Origin of the sequence: Mycolicibacterium insubricum (genome assembly GCF_010731615.1) — a bacterium.
GTDB classification, from domain to species: Bacteria; Actinomycetota; Actinomycetes; order Mycobacteriales; family Mycobacteriaceae; genus Mycobacterium; species Mycobacterium insubricum.
Genome location: NZ_AP022618.1, coordinates 2750219 through 2769017, shown reverse-complemented (window position 1 = coordinate 2769017; position 18799 = coordinate 2750219). Strand labels below are relative to the sequence as shown.

At 69.1% G+C, this 18799-nt stretch carries 16 protein-coding genes; 5 read left to right on the top strand and 11 right to left on the bottom strand.

The genetic code is table 11. From position 1 onward, the window contains the following. Positions 1-5 precede the first annotated feature (5 nt). Positions 6-2039 (bottom strand): heavy metal translocating P-type ATPase, encoded by a 2034-nt coding sequence (locus G6N16_RS13170; RefSeq protein WP_083030956.1) that lies wholly within the window; start codon positions 2037-2039, stop codon positions 6-8. 103 nt (positions 2040-2142) lie between these two features. Here G6N16_RS13170 and G6N16_RS13165 point away from each other — a divergent pair, with 103 nt between their 5' ends. Genes G6N16_RS13165 through G6N16_RS13155 form a run of 3 tightly spaced genes read left to right on the top strand, consistent with a single transcriptional unit; the run spans position 2143 to position 5756 of the window. Continuing rightward, positions 2143-2589 carry a DoxX family protein gene (locus G6N16_RS13165; protein ID WP_407663646.1) on the top strand — a complete coding sequence of 149 codons (447 nt, stop codon included), beginning with the start codon at positions 2143-2145 and terminating at the stop codon, positions 2587-2589. 21 nt (positions 2590-2610) lie between these two features. Beyond that, positions 2611-4836: a 6-phosphofructokinase gene (locus G6N16_RS13160; protein ID WP_083030958.1), complete on the top strand. Its 2226-nt coding sequence runs from the start codon at positions 2611-2613 to the stop codon at positions 4834-4836. Continuing rightward, entirely contained in the window at positions 4833-5756 is a 924-nt protein-coding gene (locus G6N16_RS13155) for an amidohydrolase family protein (protein ID WP_407663692.1), read from the top strand. Before G6N16_RS13160 ends, G6N16_RS13155 begins: the two co-directional genes overlap by 4 nt. 1 nt (position 5757) lies before the next feature. On the opposite strand, the gene G6N16_RS13150 is transcribed toward G6N16_RS13155, so the two are convergent. Together G6N16_RS13150 and G6N16_RS13145 are read right to left on the bottom strand one after the other, a co-directional pair. Beyond that, entirely contained in the window at positions 5758-6534 is a 777-nt protein-coding gene (locus tag G6N16_RS13150; RefSeq protein ID WP_083030959.1) for a glucose 1-dehydrogenase, read from the bottom strand. A gap of 31 nt (positions 6535-6565) precedes the next feature. Further along, positions 6566-8524, bottom strand: coding sequence for a flavin-containing monooxygenase (locus G6N16_RS13145; protein ID WP_083030960.1), 1959 nt, complete (start codon positions 8522-8524; stop codon positions 6566-6568). 551 nt (positions 8525-9075) lie between these two features. Here G6N16_RS13145 and G6N16_RS13140 point away from each other — a divergent pair. Next, entirely contained in the window at positions 9076-9876 is an 801-nt protein-coding gene (locus G6N16_RS13140; RefSeq protein WP_083030961.1) for a siderophore-interacting protein, read from the top strand. Between the two features lie 8 nt (positions 9877-9884). Here G6N16_RS13140 and G6N16_RS13135 read toward each other — a convergent pair whose 3' ends face one another. Continuing rightward, entirely contained in the window at positions 9885-10166 is a 282-nt protein-coding gene (locus G6N16_RS13135) for a hypothetical protein (protein WP_083030962.1), read from the bottom strand. Positions 10167-11406: 1240 nt separating this feature from the next. On the opposite strand from G6N16_RS13135, the gene G6N16_RS13130 reads away from it, so the two are divergent. Next, on the top strand, positions 11407-12024 hold the full coding sequence (locus G6N16_RS13130) for an NHL repeat-containing protein (protein ID WP_163787877.1): 618 nt from the start codon (positions 11407-11409) through the stop codon (positions 12022-12024). Positions 12025-12077: 53 nt separating this feature from the next. Here G6N16_RS13130 and G6N16_RS13125 read toward each other — a convergent pair whose 3' ends face one another. The 7 genes from G6N16_RS13125 to G6N16_RS13095 all read right to left on the bottom strand — a co-directional run bounded on the left by G6N16_RS13125 (position 12078) and on the right by G6N16_RS13095 (position 18779). Next, positions 12078-13868, bottom strand: a complete 1791-nt coding sequence (locus tag G6N16_RS13125; protein ID WP_110810841.1) for a phospho-sugar mutase — start codon at positions 13866-13868, stop codon at positions 12078-12080. After that, positions 13865-14518 (bottom strand): deoxyribose-phosphate aldolase, encoded by a 654-nt coding sequence (gene deoC / locus G6N16_RS13120; protein WP_083031003.1) that lies wholly within the window; start codon positions 14516-14518, stop codon positions 13865-13867. The genes G6N16_RS13125 and deoC overlap by 4 nt, the downstream gene beginning before the upstream one ends. Position 14519: 1 nt before the next feature. Continuing rightward, positions 14520-15074 (bottom strand): YceI family protein, encoded by a 555-nt coding sequence (locus tag G6N16_RS13115; RefSeq protein ID WP_083030965.1) that lies wholly within the window; start codon positions 15072-15074, stop codon positions 14520-14522. Between the two features lie 10 nt (positions 15075-15084). Beyond that, entirely contained in the window at positions 15085-15648 is a 564-nt protein-coding gene (locus G6N16_RS13110) for a hypothetical protein (protein ID WP_083030967.1), read from the bottom strand. Between the two features lie 66 nt (positions 15649-15714). Beyond that, the gene (locus tag G6N16_RS13105) at positions 15715-17103 is read right to left on the bottom strand and encodes a purine-cytosine permease family protein (RefSeq protein ID WP_083030969.1); all 1389 of its coding nucleotides are present in this window, start codon (positions 17101-17103) and stop codon (positions 15715-15717) included. Then, complete coding sequence (locus tag G6N16_RS13100) at positions 17103-17930, bottom strand: acyl-CoA thioesterase domain-containing protein (RefSeq protein WP_083030970.1); 828 nt, start codon at positions 17928-17930, stop codon at positions 17103-17105. The genes G6N16_RS13105 and G6N16_RS13100 overlap by 1 nt, the downstream gene beginning before the upstream one ends. 9 nt (positions 17931-17939) lie before the next feature. Beyond that, positions 17940-18779, bottom strand: a complete 840-nt coding sequence (locus tag G6N16_RS13095) for an SDR family oxidoreductase (RefSeq protein ID WP_083030972.1) — start codon at positions 18777-18779, stop codon at positions 17940-17942. Positions 18780-18799: the final 20 nt, after the last annotated feature.

Below are 18799 nucleotides of genomic sequence, written 5' to 3'. Positions count from 1 at the left end.
GCGGTTCAGGTCCGGGGGCGCACCGCCAGCAGCCGCAGGGCGTTGAACACCACCAGCAGGGTCGATCCCTCGTGCACGATCACGGCCGGACCGATGCCCAAGCCCAGGATCGTCGCCGGGATCAGGATCGCGATGATGCCCAGGCTGACCAGCAGGTTCTGCACCATCACCCGATTGGAACGACGGCCGATCTGCACGGCGAACGGCAGCGCACGCAGGTCGTCGGCCATCAGTGCGACGTCGGCGGTCTCCAGCGCGACGGCCGAACCCGCTGCGCCCATGGCGATCCCGACGTCGGCGCGGGCCAGCGCGGGGGCGTCGTTGACGCCGTCGCCGACCATGGCGACGCGGCCGAACCGTCCCCGCAGCTCGTCGATCGCAGTGACCTTGTCCTCGGGCAGCAGCCCGCCGCGCGCCTGCGTGACGCCGACCTCGGCCGCCACCGCGTCGGCCACCGGCTGGTTGTCTCCGGACAGCAGCACCGTCGCGCGGATCCCCGAGCCCGCGAGTTGTTCGATGACGGTGGCCGATTCGGGTCGCGCGGTGTCCATCACGCCGATCGCGCCGAGCCAGCGTCCGTCGGCCCGGACCACCATGGTGGTGCGCCCGGTGGCCTCCAGTTCCGCGACGGTGACTTCCAGCGCGGCGGGTAGCGCAACGCCGTCGTCCGTGAACAGGGCGCGGCTACCGATCTGCACGGTCGTGCCGTCCACCTCGGCGGTGATACCCCGGCCGATGACGCCGCGGACATCCACGACGGTCGGGAGCAGAGTGTGCGGCAGCCGCTGCCGGCCGTCCTCGGTGATCGCACGGGCCAGCGGGTGGTCGCTGTGCGCCTCCACGGCCACGACGGTGGCCAGCAGGTGCGTCTCGCCGACGCCTTCGGCGGGGATCACGTCGGTCAGCTGCGGTCGGCCGCGGGTCAGGGTGCCGGTCTTGTCGAAGGCGATCGCCCGCACCCGGCCGAGTTGCTCGAGCGCAGCCCCGCCCTTGATGAGGATGCCCGCGCGGGCCGCACGGGCGACCGCTGCGAGTACCGCCGACGGGGTGGCGATGGCCAGCGCACATGGGCTCGCGGCCACCAGCACCGCCAGCGCCCGGTATACCGTTGCCGAGAACGGTTCTTCGACAACGACTCCGGCGAACAGCAGGGCGACGATCAGGACCAGCACCGCGGGCACGAAGATGCGCTGGAACTTCTCGGCGAAGCGCTGCGACGACGACGTGTCGGCCTTGGCCTCCGACACCAGTTTGACCACCCGGGCCAGGGTGGAATCCTCGGCGCGCCGGGTCGCCTCGATCTCCAGGGCCCCGGCACCGTTGATGGTGCCCGCGTAGACCCGGGCACTGGCGGGCAGTTGCTCGGGGGCGGCGGCCGCGGCCGCCGGGTCGTCGACGGCCCGCTTGTCCACCGGCATGCTCTCGCCGGTCACCGAGGCCTCGTCGACGCTGCTGAATCCGGTGATCACGAAGCCGTCGGCGGCGATGCGGGTGTGCGGGCGTACCACGACGACATCCCCGACGGCCAGCTGCTCGATCGGTATCTCGGCGGTCACGTCGCGGCCGGGCCGGCGTACCAGCGCGGTCTTGGGCGTCAGCTCCGCGAGTGCCTCGATGGCACGGCGCGCGCGGCCCATCGCGTAGCCCTCCAGCGCGTGGCCGACACCGAACAGGAACAGCAGCAGGGCGCCCTCGCCGACATCGCCGAGCGCCGCCGCGCCGACGGCGGCGGCGATCATCAGGAAATCGATCTCGAAGCGACCGGCCCGGACGCTGCGGTAGGCCTCTTGGACGGTGAAGAAGGCGCCGAAGCCGAAGGCCAGCCAGTAGAACGCCATCTCCACGGCACGCGGGCTGTCGGTGAACGTGGCCAGGATGAACCCGGTGCCGAGGAAGAGTCCGGACAGCCCGGCGAAGATCAGTTCGGAGCGCTCGCCGAAGATCATCCCCCGGGCGTGGTCGTGCACGTGCCCGTCGTCGGCCCGATGTGCGGATTCGGCGCGGTCGACGACCTGGGTGCCGGCGGCATGGTCGGTCATCGCGGCGCCTCCTCTTGTCGTGGGGTTCACCGACCATACTCATGCATGTATTGCAATATGTCAATGCTTTGTGGGTAGGTGTGCCGCGTAACCGTGATCCAGCATGCGTGGAACCTCGGAGATCCCGCGCACCCGCGCCATCCGCGGTAGCCTCCCGGCCATGTCGGACTCCTTCACTGATCGCCTCGACGCATTCGCGCCGGTGGTGCTGAGCGTCTTCCGGATCATCGTCGGGCTGGGTTTCCTGGTCCACGGCACCTCGAAGATCTTCGGTTACCCGGCCGGACCCGCATTGGACATGTCCGCCGGATCCCCCTGGTGGGCCGGCGTCATCGAGGTCGTGGTCGGGGCGTTGGTCGCACTGGGGCTGTTCACCCGCCCCGCGGCGTTCCTCGGCTCCGGCACCATGGCGGTTGCCTACTTCACCGCGCACGCCCCCGACGGATTCTGGCCGATCCTCAACAACGGTGAACTCGCGGCGCTCTACTGTTTCGCACTGTTTCTGCTGGTGTTCACCGGGCCGGGCCCGATCGCCCTGCTGCGCCGCTGAGTCACCGGTAAGTTCGTCGGCATGTCTGCGGCTCCCGCCTCATCGCGACCGACCAGCATCGGCGTCCTCACCAGCGGTGGCGATGCCCCCGGCATGAACGCCGCGGTGCGCGCCGTCGTCCGCTCCGCGGCCTATCACGGCGTCGTCACCTACGCCGTCCACGAGGGACTGCGCGGCCTGGTCTACGGCGGCGACCTGATCCGGCCCATGGAACCCGCCGAAACCGGCGGCATCCTGCACAAGGGCGGCACCGTCATCGGCACTGCCCGCTGCAAAGAATTTCGCACCCGCGAGGGCCGACGCGCCGCCGCGCGCAACATGGTCGACCGCGGCATCGACGCCCTGGTCGCCATCGGCGGCGACGGCAGCCTCACCGGCTGCGACATCTTCCGCCGGGAATGGCCCGAGCTGCTCGCCGAGCTGGTGGAGGCCGGGGAACTGGCCCCCGAAAAGGCCGCCAGGCACCCGGCGCTGCGGCTGGTCGGGTTGGTCGGTTCCATCGACAACGACATGGCCGGCACCGATATGACGATCGGCGCGGACACCGCCCTGCATCGCATCGTCGAGGCCATGGATGCGCTGCGCAGCACCGCGTCCAGCCATCAGCGCACCTTCGTGGTGGAAGTGATGGGCCGGCACTGCGGCTATCTCGCCCTGATGGCCTCGATCGCCACCGCCGCCAACTGGGTGCTCCTGCCCGAACAGCCGCCGGCGGACGACTGGGACGTCCAGATGTGCCGAGACGTCAAGGCAGGCCGCGAAATCGGTCGCCGGCAGAGCATCGTGATCGTCGCCGAGGGAGCCTGCGACCGCGAGGGCAACCCGATCACTGCCGAATCGATCCGCAATCTGTTGGAGGCCGAACTCGGCGAGGACGCGCGGATCACCATCCTCGGCCACGTGCAACGCGGCGGGGCACCGAGCGCCTTCGACCGCTACCTGGCCACCCTGCTCGGGGATGCCGCCGTCGAGCAACTGCTCAACGAAACGCCCGACGCCGAACCACAGTTGATCGGGCTGCGGGAGAACCGGGTGGTGACCTCACCGCTGATGGAATGCGTGCAACGCACCCGCGCGGTCTCCGAGCACATCCAGGCCCGCGACTTCGACGGCGCAATGAAGTTGCGCAGCGGCAGTTTTCACCAGTCCTACCAGATCCTGCAGACCATCCAGCAGGCCGCGCCCCGGCGAACCGCCGCCGTCGGGCGCCGGTTCCGGATCGGCGTCATCCACGGCGGCGGACCGGCACCGGGCATGAACGCCGCCGTGCGCGCGGCGGTACGGCTCGGCCTGGACCGGGGATACTCGGTGCTGGCCATCCGGCGCGGGTTCCGCGGCCTGCGCCGCGGCGACATCCACGAGATGAACTGGATGGACGTCAGCGGCTGGGTGTCCGAAGGCGGCGCCGAGATCGGCACCAACCGTTTCGTACCCGGCGTCGAGGACCTTCCGGCGATCGCCGAACAGATTGCCGCACACCGGATCGACGCGCTGCTGATGGCCGGCGGCTGGACCGGGTACGAGGCCGCGCACATGCTGCACGCGCACCGCGACACGTTCCGCGAGCTCGACATCCCGATCGTGTGTCTGCCGATGACCATCAACAACGACGTCCCAGGAACAGAACTCAGCATCGGCAGCGACACCGCGCTGAACAGCATCGTCTCCGACGTCGACAAGATCCGCCAGTCTGCGGTGGCGACGCGGCGGGTGTTCATCGTCGAGGTCATGGGTCGCGACTCCGGATACCTGACGCTGCTGTCCGGGCTGGCCGCCGGCGCCGAACGCATCTATCTGCCCGAGGAGGGCATCACGCTGGACACGCTGACCGCCGACGTGCACGCGATGGAGGAGAACTTCCGCGCCGGACGACGGCTGGGCCTGATCATTCGAGGCGAGGGCGCCGATCCGGTGTACACGACGGGATTCATCACCTCGCTGTTCGAGAAGGAGGGCGGTGAGCTGTTCGACGCGCGCCAGGCGATCCTCGGGCACATCCAGGAGGGCGGCGACCCGTCGCCGTTCGACCGCATCCACGCCACCAGCCTGACCGCGCACTGCATCGAATACCTGGCCGACCAGTTGCAGTCCGGCCGCCGGGCCAGCGCCATGATCGGATTCCAGTCCGGCCGACTGCAGTTCACCGACCTGACCACCTACCCGGTACTGGTCGACCGCAACGCCCAACGGCCCATCGAACAACGCTGGATGCAGCGCCGGCAGCTGGCCCGGATCATGGGCAGCTGAGGGTGTGCGGCGACGCCGCCCCCGCGCTCGGCGCCGACCACCCCGACACGGTGGCCGAGGCCGACCGAATACATGCGGTGATCGACGAGCTCGGCATTCCGGGCATCGTCGATGTGCACACGCATTTCATGCCCGATCGGGTGATGCGCAAGGTATGGCACTACTTCGACGGCGTCGCCGAGCGGGCCGCCCCGTGGCCGATCACCTACCGGCACGACGAGGACGTGCGGCTGGCGACGCTGCGCAGCTTCGGGGTGCAGACCTTCAGCTCGCTGGTCTATCCGCACAAGCCGGACATGGCGCAGTGGCTCAACACGTGGGCCGCGGAGTTCGCCGACCGCACCCCCGACTGCCTGCGCAGCGCAACGTTCTACCCGGAACCCGAAGCCGCCCGGTATGTTCCGGTCGCGCTGAACGCCGGGACACGAATCTTCAAGTCCCACATCCAGGTCGGCGCCTACGACCCGCGGGACCCGCTGCTGGACCCGGTCTGGTCGGCACTGGAGGCCGCCGGCACCCCGATCATCATCCACGCCGGATCAGGTCCCGAGCCGGGGCCCTACACCGGTCCGGCGCCGGTCGCCCAGGTGCTGGAACGCCACCCGGCGCTGAGGCTGGTGATCGCACACATGGGCATGCCCGAGTACGGCGGATTCTTCGACCTGGCGCAGCAGTACCCGAATGTCCATCTGGACACCACCATGGCGTTCACCGGCTTCGCCGAGGCGATGTTCCCGTTCCCGGACGCCGAGCGCGCCCGGTTGCTGGAGCTGGGCGACCGGATCGTGTTCGGCAGCGACTTCCCCAACATCCCCTACCGCTACTCCGAAGCGATACAGGCCCTGATCGACCTGGATCTCGGGGACCGCTGGCTGTCCGGGGTGCTGTACCGAAACGGCCGCCGCCTGTTCCCGGCCTGAGCTACTGGGCCTGCCAGTCCCCGGCATCCAGGGTGCCGAAGTCCTTGTGCGCCAGGCCGGCGACGGTGCCGCCGTCGACGACGAACTCCGATCCGGTCGAGTACGACGACTCGTCACTGGCCAGGTAGACCACCAGGTTCGATACCTCGACGGGGTCGGCGGCCCGGCCGAGCGCCGTCTGGAAGATGTCCTCGGGCACCCCGGCGATCATCGGCGTGCGAATCAGCCCGGGATGCACGGAGTTGACCCGTATCCCCCACTGCCCCAGCTCCCAGGCCGCGGACTTGGTGATGCCCCGGACGCCGAACTTTGCGGCCGTATAGCCGTGGGTCATGGCGGTGCCGCCGAGCCCCTCGATCGAGGAGATGTTGACGATGGATCCGCCGCCCGCCTCGCGCAGCGCCTTCACCGACGCCCGCATCCCCAGGAAGACCCCGGTGAGGTTGATGTCGATGATCCGGTGCCAGTCGTTTAGGTCGTAGTCCTCGACGGTGCCGACGTTGATGATTCCGGCGTTGTTGACCAGGACGTTGAGCTTGCCGAATGTATCGACGGTGGCGGCCACGGCGGCCGCCCAATCTTCGGGCGAGGTGACGTCCAGGTGCACGTAGCGGGCGGCGTCGCCGAGTCGTTCGGCGGTAGCGGCGCCCTCGTCATCGAGCAGGTCGGCGATCACCACCTGTGCGCCCTCGGCGATCATCGCTTCGGCGTGCGAGGCGCCCATGCCGCGGGCGCCGCCGCTGATCAGTGCCACCTTGTCGGCGAGCCGTCCTGCCATGAGTCCTCCTGTGATCGTATGTGGTTGATTGTCAGTGGAATTCGTAGTCGGCCGCATCGGCGGTGCTGGTCCGGCGCCAGTAGTCGGAGATCAGCCCGCCGTACAGGGTGGGCACGTCGCCGGCGGAGTTGCGGAAGTAGCTGCTGACCACCGCCGGGTGGGTGTAGACGAAACCGCGTAGCTGCTCGGAGTTCCAGTCCGTGTACTGCGCGCAGACGTCGGCGCGTGGTTCCAGCCGTCGGGCACCACTGGCCAGCAGCAGGTCGATACAGGCCAGGGCGTAGCGCATCTGGCATTCGGAGTTGTAGATGATGCTGGCGCCGTTGACGGCGTTGGTGCCCGGGCCGTACATGCAGAACAGGTTCGGGAACCCGGGCACCGTCACGCCCAGGTACGCATACGGCGAATCACCCCACGCGGCAGCGAGATCCACGCCGTCGACGCCGCGGATGGTGATCGGGCCGAGCTGATGGTTGACATCGAAGCCGGTGGCCCAGATCAGTACATCGGCGTCGCGGTGTATCCCGTCTGCGGTGCGTATGCCGGTCGCGTCGATCGCCGCGATCGGATCGGTGACCAGCTCGACGTCGTCGCGCTGCAGGGTTTTCAGCCAGGTGCCGTTGTCCTGGAGCAGCCGCTTGCCCATCGGGGGGTAGGAGGGAACGACCTTGGCCAGCAGGTCGGCGTCGCTGGTAAACGCCTGGATCCAGGCCACCAGCAGGTCGCGGAACGCCCGGTTGGCCGGGCCGCAGGACAGCCCGCCGTCGTCCCAGTCGGGGTCGATGCGCGCGGTTTCGGTGCCGCCGTCGGCCAGCGGCCACCAGGACAGCAGTCGCAGCCAGCGACCGTAGAACGGCAGATGCCGGATCGCCCAGCGGGCGCCGTCGGGAATCGCGTCGTGGTAGGCGATGTTGGGCGCGAACCACTGCGGGGTGCGTTGGTAGACGTCGACGTGGGCTGCGGTGTCGGCGATAGCCGGGACCAGCTGGAATCCGCTGGCTCCGGCGCCGACGACGGCGACGCGTTTGCCGGCCAGGGCCAAGTCGTCGCGCCAGGCCGCGGTGTGGCAGACCGGGCCGGCGAAGTCCGCGGCGCCGGGGATGTCGGGAATCTGGGCGTTGCCGAACTGGCCGACCGCGCAGATCACCGCCGCCGCGGTGAGTGTTTCGTGATTACCCTGGGCATCAACGGTTTCCACGTTCCACCGGGCAGCGTCATCGTCCCACGTCGCGGATTCGACGCGGGTGTTGAGCCGCAGATGCGGGCGCAGGTCGTGCCGGTCGGTGACGTCGTTGAGATACCGCAGGATCTCCGGTTGCTTGGCGTAGTGGTGGGTCCAGTGGTCGGTGGGTTCGAACGAGTAGGTGTAGTACTGGTTGGTGATGTCGACGCGGCAGCCGGGATAGTGGTTGGCCAGCCAGGTACCACCGACGCCGTCCTGCTTGTCGACGATGGTGAACGGGATGCCCGCCGCCTGCAGCCGCACCCCGGCGACGATGCCGGCCTCCCCCGCGCCGATGATCAGCACCGGGAATCCGGCGCGCTGCTCGGCGGTGGACGCCAGCTCCGGGCCGTACTGGTCGGCGTCGGACAGGCGCAGGTCCGCGGCGATGTAGTCGAGGAACTTCGCGTCGATGTCGCCGGCCATCAGCACAGCCAGCATCTGCTGCAACTGATTGTCGTCGGGTGTCCACGCCGGCGGGCAGCCCCGGTCGCGGTAGTCGGCGATGATCTCCAGTGCGCGTTTGCGCACGGTCTCCTTGTCCGGCTCGCTCATCGCGCCCTGGACGTCCATCGGGATGAGCATGGCCGGGGTGGGCAGCTGGTCGAACAGGCTCAGGTCGCCCGTCATGTGCACCAGCGACATCAGCAGCGCCGGGATGCTGACGTGTTGGAGAGCTTCGGCGATGACCTCGTCGGAATCGGTGAACGGCAGGCCCAGCAGGCGCTGCAGATCCGGGTCGTCGCGGACGGGGGAAGCCTGGCCCATGCCCGCACTGTACAGATTGGTAAATGTGTACAGGGCGGTTCGGCGATGCTCGGCGGAGTGGACGGGAGCGAAGGGAGTGGCCGCGGAGCCGAGGGGAAGCTGGGACCGCCCCATCAAGCACGGCGGTTCGGCGATGCTCGGCGGAGGAGAAGGCCGAGCTGGCGGAGCCTGCGCTGGCCGCATCGGCCATCCAGATGGCGCAGACGCGAGCGCAGCGAGTGGGTTTGCCCGCTGCGGCGGTCGAAGCGTGCACGTAACTGGTACCTCGACCCCCGACGACGCGTTGATTTACCACTTACGAACGGCCATAGCCGCTAACCACGGGGAAACTCCCAGGTCGACGGCCCACCAAACAACCGATCTCGCACGTAACTGGTACATCAATATCCACCCGACCTTCGATTTACCAGTTACGTGCAGATCTGAGGTCTTGACCAGCAGCCGAGCCGAGGAGAAACCGGGAGCGCCCGCAACCAACCGGGCGGTTCGGCGAGACTCGGCGGAGTGGAGTTGACCGAATCGTCGCAGCACCGCGATTAGTGTCAGTTGCGATGAACTCCTCGCCGGCCGTCGTGGTCGCCAGCGCTGCGTCGACACCGCGTTTCCGCAGGATCACCCTGGCGGTCGACGACCCGGAGATGCTGACCGTGCCCACGGTGGCCGATGCGACCGTCGGCGTCTACTTCGGCGACGAGATCGGGCGCAGCTACTCGGTACGACTAGTTCATCCGGATGGGCGGAAGCTGGACATCGAGGTCTTCCTGCATGGAACGGGACCCGGCACTGCGTGGGCGCAAGCCGCTTCGCCCGGTGACCGGGTTCGTCTGGATCACCCCAACGGTTGGTACTCCCCCGGCTCTGGCGTGGCCTGGCAGTTACTGGCCGCCGACGCGTCCGGCCTGCCCGCGTTGTGCCGGATCCTCGAGGAGCTACCTGCGGAGGTCCCGGCGATCGTCGTCGCGGAGATACTCGACGAGGAGGATCTCGCGCTGCTGCCGGCGCGACCCAACCACACCCTGCAGATAGCATTGGGCGGCAACGGAATTCAGCCGAGCCGGCTGGCGTTCCTGGTGGCCGAAACTGCGCTGCCGGTTGGCCAAGGCTACTGCTGGTGCGCCGGGGAGGCCGGCCAGACCCGCGCGGTGCGCAAATATCTTCGTTCCCTCGGCTGGGGACGCGAGGACTACGACATCACCGGCTACTGGCGCCACGACGCGGCGCACTGGGAGGCGCGGTTCGCGCCGGTCGCCGACGAGATGATGGCGGTGTACCGCCGCGCGCGGGCCGACGGCATGAGCGAGCAGGCCGCCATGGAGGCCGTTGACGAGGCATTGGAGCGGGAAGGGCTATAGGGGCCCGTTCACGATTCGATAGAATCGGCGGCGTGTTTGCAGGGTACGAGCACCGGTGCCAAATACAGCCGGTAAGTGATCACCACATTGATCACAGCGAGGACCGCGATGCCATAGCTGTAGGGCGTGTGACAAAAGGGCAACAGCAGGATGATCACGCTGATGTTCGTCAGGGCGAGTTTCACCGGTCCCCGCAGCGACCCGCGATTGGCCGCCCTCGACAACAGCAGCACGTACCCCACGAGGTACAGCGCCATCGCCGGAATCCACAACCAGTCCCAGCCACCCATGGTTATCGAGTCTAGTTGGATGCCGGGGCGTGTTGCGACACCATCTTCGGCGACACACGAAGGGCCCCTTCCTCTGTCGCCGGGGTGAGCCTGGCAGCGCCGCTCGCAGGATTCCCGTCAGTCACCACGGTGTGGGCCGACTACCGTAGATAGTCGTGACAACGCCAGAACCTATGCCCGTTGGTCTGAAGAACCCCTGAGTGTCTACCGGCCCGAAACCCGTTCACATGCAAGCCCAATGAACAAGGCGTTCAAGCGGATCGACAACGGCGGCGCCGACAGTCTCGAGTACTTCTATCAGGTCTTCACCAGTGACGACCCCGGCCGGTAGGCCCTCCGGGCTCCCGGGCACCAGCGGTCCGTTACCCGTTCGGGTCGCATATCGAGGTCCTTGCTGCCACAGCAGGTCTCGACGAAGGCACGAAGGTTAGGGTGGCACCCGGGTAGATAAGGGTATTTGCGGGCGGAGTAGGCGGTGAAGGTGGTCGACGCAGCCGGTGGAACAACGTTGCGGACGGTTTTGACGCAGTCAGGACGGCTGGCTCCGGAACGCGCGGTCGCAGTGGTAACCCAGATAGCCGGCGAACTGGCGACCGGCCACTCAGAAGGCATCCCGTATCGAGCGGCGATCTCGCCCAACGAGATCATCCTGACGGCTGAAGGCGCGGCCCACCTGACGACCGCATCCACCGATGACGCCGGAGTCGCGGTAGCCGCGAACGACATTGATCAGGTGGCGTATATGGCGCCGGAGCGACTGCTGGCGAAGGCGGCACCCAGCCAACGCACCGAGGTATACGCGCTGGCCGGTGTGCTCTACGAATGCCTCACCGGGACGACCCTACTCCGTCACCGACGGCCTAGCCGGACTCATCGCAGCGTTACAGACCGCCCCGGTTCCGTCCCCAAACCAGCACGTAGCAGGACTACCCGCAGCGTTCGACGAGATCCTCACCCGCGGACTGGCAAAGAACCCCGACGCTCGGTATCCCACCGCCGACGACCTGGTGGCCGCCGCCCGGGACGCCCTGGGCGGACCCGCCCAGGGCGATGCCGCTCCCCTGTCCCAATGGACACCTGCAACGACACCGGAACGGCCGAGACCCCCGATCCATCCGGGCCCGCCGGCATCACCAGTCATCCTCGGACCGCCAGCGGCACCGATCCCCGTCCCACCTCAACCCCCCCGAGCCCCGATGCAGATCACGGACGTCGACGCACCAGGCGCACGCTGGCCATCGTGGCCGCTGTCGCCGTTGCCGCAGCCGTGGTCGCTGCCGTCGTCGGTGTCCTCACCGTGAAGGTGTCCCAGCCCGGCATACCCGCCTGGGGAGCACAACAGAGGGAACTGCCGTTCGGCCAGCTGCACGGCCCGCGCGGCGTCGCGGTGGACACCGCCGGCAACGTCTTCGTGATCGACTTTGACCGCGACCGCATCTCGTCACATCAACGAGGTCGCGTACTCAAACTCGCCGCCGGCGCTGACCACCCCACCGAGTTGCCCTTCCCCGACCTCGACTTTCCGAACGGGATCGCCGTGGACGCCACTGGCTCTGTGTACGTGACCGGAGGTAACGCCGAGCAATTATCGATGCTCAAGCCTGAAACCACCACGCCGACACCAGTGTTCACCGGCATTACTCTCAACGGCGTCGCCGTCGATTCCGGCGGCAACGTCTATGCCAGCGACGCGATCTCGCGTGTCTGGCGTCTCACGGCCGGCACCGACGAGCTCGCCGCCCTGCACATCGAACAAGACCCGTCCGGCGTCGCCGTAGACACCGCCGGCGCCGTCTACATCACGGTCACCAACGGAACGTCCGACGGTGGGCAGGTCCTGAGACTCGCGGAGAGTTAGTGCACCGAAACGCTGATCGAGACGGCGTGCAATGAAATCGTCGGGCTAGCAGTTCAGTTCAGCAGCGCCCGCACTTCGTTGCCGAGCGCGGCCAACCGGGCCGCGGCCGCTGCGTGCGGGACCTCGTCGCCGCAGGACAGAACCACCTCGAGGTAGCACTTGAGTTTGGGTTCGGTGCCCGACGGGCGGACGATCAGCCGGTCGCCATCGTTGGTCAGGTACAGCAGCGCGTCGGTGGGCGGCAGACCGGCCAGGGCCGCGATACCGTCGACCTCCCGCGCGGCCACCGGCTCGAGGAGATCGTGACGCACCCGCACCATCGATCCTGCTAACTCGTCAATTCCGTTGCGGCGCAAACGGTCCATAGTCGTCGCGATTTCGTCGAGGTCGTCGAACCGGAAGCTCAGTGTCTGGCTGACGTGCAGTCCGTGGGCGCAAGCCAACTCGTCGAGCAGATCGAGCGGTCCGCGGCCGGTCGAGCGCAGTTCCTCGACCAGCGTCACCATCCGCACCGCCGCGCCGATGCCGTCCTTGTCGCGCACCGCGGCCGGGTCGGTGCAGTAGCCGATGGCTTCCTCGTAGCCGAAACGCAGCCCGGGCACCCGGGCGATCCACTTGAACCCGGTCAGCGTGACGGCGTGCCGCAGCCCGTGCGCGGCGGCGATGCGGCCCAGCAGCCGGCTGGATACCACCGAAGCGGCCAGCGTGTCGCCGCTGCGGGCCGAGTCGGTGGCGGCGTGGATCCCCAGCAGCGCCCCGGTTTCATCTCCGGTGAGAACCCGCCAACCACCCGGTACATGCGGCGGTCCCAGCTTCCCCTCGGCTCCGCGGCCACTCGCTCCGCCCGCGTCCACTCCGCCGAGCCTCGCTGAACCGCCGGGCCCGGGCACGGCGACCGCGCACCGGTCCGCGTCGGGGTCCAGCGCGATGACGACGTCGGCGTTCACCTGCTCGGCAAGCCCGATTGCGGCATCCAGGGCCCCGGGCTCCTCAGGGTTGGGAAACGGGACCGTCGGGAAGTCCGGGTCGGGGTCCTGCTGGGTGGTGACCGGGTGCACGTCGGTGATCCCGGCGCGGTGCAGCGCCGCCAGCGCGGTCGGCCCGCCGACGCCGTGCATGGCGGTGAGCACCACTCGAATGGGAGAAACGCCGGACGTCGTGCGGTAACCGGCGACCCGGTCGAGGTAGGACGCCAGCAGCTCGTCGCTCACCTCGGTGACCGCGTCTCCGCGCGGGAGTTCATCGGCCGGCGGTGCGGCGGCGATCCGGGCGGCGATCTCGGTGTCGGCGGGCGCGACGATCTGCACGCCGCGGGCATTGTCGTCGGCGACGGCGCGACCGCCGAGGTACACCTTGTAGCCGTTGTCGGCGGCCGGGTTGTGCGATGCGGTGATCATCACCCCGGCATCGGCGTCCAGGGCCCGCACGGCGTAGGCGACCAGCGGGGTGGGTAGCCGCTTGGGCAGCGCCACCACCGTGACGCCGGCGCCGGCCAGCACCGCGGCGGCGGCGTCCGCGAACTCCGAGGAGCCGCGGCGGGCGTCGCAGCCGAGCACTACCCGGGCATCGGGGCCGACGACGTCGAGCAGGTAGCGGGCCAGCCCGGCGCTGGCACGGCTGACGACGGCGACGTTCATCCGGGTCTCCCCCGCGCCGACGGCGCCGCGCAGCCCGGCGGTGCCGAACTCCAGCGGGCCCCGGAACCGGTCGGCGAGATCGTCGTAGGCACCGGGTTCACCGGCGCCGGCAGCGCGGATCAGCGCGGTGAGCTCGGCGCGGGTGGTCGGGTCCGGGTCGTGGGCCGCCCAGTCGGCGGCCCGGGTCGGCAGGTCGCCCGGATTCACTCCGCCAGCCCGGCCAGCACCGCCGCCGAGGAGGACAGGCCCAGCCGGGTGGCTCCGGCGTCGATCATGGCCAGGGCGTCGGCGGCGGTACGGATGCCGCCGGAGGCCTTCACCCCGAGCCGTCCGCCAACGGTGTCGGCCATCAGGGCGACGGCGTGCACGCTGGCGCCGCCGGAGGGGTGAAAACCGGTGGAGGTCTTGACGAAATCGGCGCCCGCGGCTTCGGCAGCGCGGCAGCAGCCGACGATCTGCGCATCGGTCAGCGCCGCGGATTCGATGATCACCTTCAGCAGCACCGGCGCGGGACAGGCGCGGCGGACCGATGCGATCTCGTCGCGGACGGCGTCGAAGTCACCGGTGACGGCGTTGGCGAGGTTGATCACCATGTCCACCTCGTCGGCGCCGCGGGCCACCGAATCGGCGGCCTCGGCGGCCTTGATCCCGGCCTGGTGCGCTCCGGAGGGGAATCCGCAGACGGTGGCCACCGCAAGTCCGTGCGGCGCGCGGATCGGCAGCATGCTCGGGGACACGCACACCGAGAAGACCCCGAGTGCGGCGGCCTCGGCGACCAGAGCGTCGACCTGCGCGGGCGTGGCCTCGGGTTTGAGCAGGGTGTGATCGATCAGGGCGGCAACGGCGGCCCGGTTCAGCTCACCCACCGTGCTTGGCGTGGGTGACGTCGGCGGCGACGGTCACCACGTCGGCGACCTTGAGCGAACCGACGAACATGGAGAACGGCTTGAGCCGAAAATCGGTCTGCGCCAACTCTGTTCGGCTGGCAAGCTGCCAGTTGTCCCCGTCCTCGGTAACCGTCACGTCGACCTCGACGGGCTTGGCGACCCCGTGCAGGGTCAAGGTGCCGTTCAGCCGGTAGCCGCCGTCGACGGCGGTGATGTCCTCGGCGACGTACTCGATGCGGGGGAACTTGCCGGCGTCGAGCACCTTCAGCGCGTTGGACCGCACCACCACCTTCTCCGGACCGGACAGCGGGGTGACCCCGCCCTCGCCGGTCACGACGGTCAGCGAGTCGACGTCGACACCGAGCGCCACCCGCGCCGGGGCGCCGTCGGCCCAGTCCACGTCGATCTGCCAGGAGTTCATCGCGATGGTCAGCCGGTGGCCCATCCGCGCGGCGCGGCCGCCCACGCCGGTGTGGATGGTCAGCGTGCCGTCGTCGGGACCCAGCTTCCAGGTGTCAGTGCTCACGCCGAATACCTTAAATGCCGGTCCAGGTCTCGTCGATCATGTCGGCGACGTGGATGACCTGAGCGGCCTTGGACTCGGGGGAATCGATCTGGTCGCAGACGTGCGCGGCGGTGAAGCGACGGATCTCGGCGTCGACGCCGCCGATGATGCGGACGATCTCGCCGCGGATCGACTTCGAGGAGACGTGCACGCTGATGTCCGACGGACGCGGCTTGGCCACGTCGAGGATCAGCAGCAGCGGCTCGGCGCCGCGTGCGGTGGCGCGCAGCGACACCTCCCCGTCGACGGTGAAGCGCTGTTTGTCCAGCCGGAGGTCGACGACCAGCTCGATCTCCAGGGGGATGCGGATGGCGAAGGTGATGGGGTCACCCAGGTGCCGGGTGGCCTGCGGTTCGCGGATCTTGACCTTGGCGTGCACCTTGGCGATACGGCCGGGTCCCTGCGCCATCGGACCGATCTCGAACTGGTCGCCGGCGATCGCATGGAAGGCCGAGGCCACCCGCGCCTCGGTGACGGCGACCTCGAAGAACCTGCGGCCCCACTCCTGGTAACTGATGTACTCAAAGTCGTTCATGGTGCGTTCACCGTCTCATGTCGTCGGGGTGGCGCGCGGGATTTGCCGTCGATGTCACCGGCTGCGTCATGCCCGGGTCGGGCCGAGCAGCCGCCATCCGCCGTACAGCAGCGCCGCGGCGGCGAAGTTCACGAAGTAGGCGAGGTCGGCGCCGTGCCAGGCGACCGCCACCGGACCGTGCCACAGCGTGGTGTTCATGAACGGCACCGAGGCGGCGTAGGCCAGCAGGAAGGCCACCACGGCGGCGACGGCGTCGCGACGGTCGGTGTGCTCGACGGTGGGGTCCAGCGTCGCCCGGCCGCGGATCCGGGGCAGCCAGTCGATGATGACGATCGCGACGAACGCCGGGATCCAGTAGTCGACCAGCAGCAGCACGTCGGTGAACCGGGTCGCGGTGTCGCTGGCGTGCAGCCAGGTGATCAGGGTGAACGCGGCGGCGGTGACCACCAGGGCCGACAGCGGCCGGCGCACCCGCACTCCGATGGTCTGCAGCGCCAGGGAGCCGCTGTAGTCGTTCATGGCGCTGGACCCGATCGAGGCCAGGGTGATGGCCAGCAGGGCGATGACGCCGAGCAGTCCGCCACCCATCACCGTGCGCACGCCCTCGGCGGTCTGGTTGCCCAGCAGCGAGGCCCCGGCGATGCCGATGCCCTGGACGAACAGATAGGCGCCGACCAGTCCGGCGAAGGTGAACCCGAAGACCCGCCGCGGCGGTGTGGTGGCCGGCAGGTAGCGGCTGAAGTCCGCGGCGTAGGTGGACCAGGAGATCGCCAGGCTCAGCGAGATGGAGACCATCAGGACGAAGGAACCGGCGAGGTCGGCGCCTTCGGCGGTGGCCGGGGTGTTGATCTGGTGTCCGGTGATCAGCTTGATCGCCAGGGTGAGGAACGTCGCGAACAGCACGACGGTGAGTACCGCCTGGACCCGGTGAATGACCTCGTAGCCGAAGAATCCGACGATGCCCTGGGCGCTGAGCACGATCAGCACGGCGAGCCAGAAGGGGATGCCGAGCAGCAGGGCCAGTGCCTCGCCGCCGAAGAGTCCCACCAGGCCGTCCCAGGCGATCGAGGACAGCCACTGCAAGACGCCGGGGAGCACCACCAGCGGGCCGAACGCCATCCGGGAGTTGGGCAGCTGCGCGGTCCCGGTCCGCGGCCCCCAGGTGCACAGATAGGCCACCGGCAGCGACCCGATGATGGTCCCGATCGCGACGGCGGCCAGGCCCAACCACAGGCCCAGACCCAGCGTGATGGCCAGGGTGCCGGTGAAGACACCGGTCATGGTGATCTGCGGCGCGAACCAGACGGTGAACATCCGGCCGGGGCGGCCGTAGCGGTCCTGTTCGGGAATCGGTGCGATACCGTGGGTTTCCACCGACAGGTCACCCGCCCCGGCGGGACGGCGGCCGGTGAACGCCTCGACGGTCCAGATCCGGGCTCCTGCGGCGGGTTCCATCAAATGCGGAACCCTTCGAACTCGGATCGGGTGAAGTCGATCTGGGCGGCCGGGTTGGCGATCGCGGTGACCATCCCGGAGCCGAAGGCTCCCGCCCGGTCGTAGAGGGTGGCGGTGCCCACGGCGATCCCGTCGGCGTCGACGTGCGAATCGGCCTGCACCCCGATCCAGTCGTCGACGGGCATCCGGGCCAGCGCGACGGTCAGGTCGCCGTTGATGAAGCCCACCCCGGCGGTGCCCATGTTGGTGACCAGGCTGGTGGCCTCGGCCAGCACGGCGGCGTTGACGAACGCGGTGTTGCGGTGTCCGCCGACCACATCGATGCTGTGGTTGAAAAACGCCTTGCGCGAGGCGTTCTGGTGCGCGGACACGGTGTCGGTCCAGCCGGCGTCGGCACTGTTGGTGTACGGGCGCAGCGAGTCCGGGGAGAACACCGGCGCGACGGGCGGATCGAACCGCTGCTCGGCCGACCAGAGCTGTCCCGGTGGGGATACGGAATGCCGGAACAGCACCAGGGTGGCCGCGGCAACGACGGTGTCGTCCTGGATGACCTCGCAGGTGGCGTTGCGGACCCGGTGGCCGTCGCGCACCAGCGCCGTGCGCACGGTGGTGGGCCGTTCCCGCGCGGCGCGGAACAGGTCGACGGTCAGTCGGGCCGGTCGAAAGTCCGGGCTGCCGTGCCGGCGTTCGAGTTCGCGGGCGGCCAGGCCGACGATCGCCGGGCCGTTGAGATGGTCCGGGCCCCAGTGGCTACGGGCGAATCCGGTGGGCGCGAAGGCGTCCCCGTCGGCGGTGAAGTAGAAGATCTTGTCCCTGCGTCCGGCCATGACTGCGCGCTACTCCACCACACCGCGCAGGGCGTCCTCGCTGAACATCAACGAGACCAGCGGGGAGAAGTCGGGGCCGCGGCGCAGCATCTGGCCGCCGTCGACGTTGATGGCCTGCCCGGTGATCCAGCCCGCCTGATCCGACAGCAGGAACACGGCGAGGTTGGCGATGTCGACCACCTCACCGACCCGCGGCAGCGGGGTGTTGACCCGGTAGTCCTCGGAGAGCTCCGGCATCGCGAAGATCGCGGCGACCATCTCGGTGCGGGTCAGCCCGGGCCGGATCGAGTTGAACCGCACCCGCGACGGGCCGAGCTCGTCGGCGGCCAGTTGCATCAGGTGATCCATCGCGAGCTTCGCGACACCGTAGGCGCCGAACCAGCGATGGGTGTTGGTCGCGGCGATCGAGGAGATCCCGACGAAGGACCCGCCGCCGCCGCGCACCATCTCCCGGCCCGCGTGCTTGACCAGATACATGGTGCCGTTGATGTTGAGGTCGATGGTGTTGCGCCACAACTGCGAATCGATCTGGGTGATCGGGCCGATGGTCTCCGACCCGCCCGCGCAGTTGACCACGCCGTCGAGCCGGCCGTGCCAACCGGTAGCGGCGGCGACGGCGGCGGCCACCTGGTCCTCGTCGGTCACGTCGGCGGGGTGCACCAGCGTCGCGGCGGCTCCGCGCGGGGAGACGGCGGCGACCCCCTCGGCCGCGGCCGCCAGCTTCTCGGCATTGCGGCCCAGCAGGATGACGTTGCCGCCGGCGGCCGCGATCGCCTCGGCCACGCCGGCGCCGATGCCGCTGCCGGCTCCGGTGACCAGATAGTTGCGGTCGGTCAACGAAATATCCACGATAGGCACTCCCGCTTCAA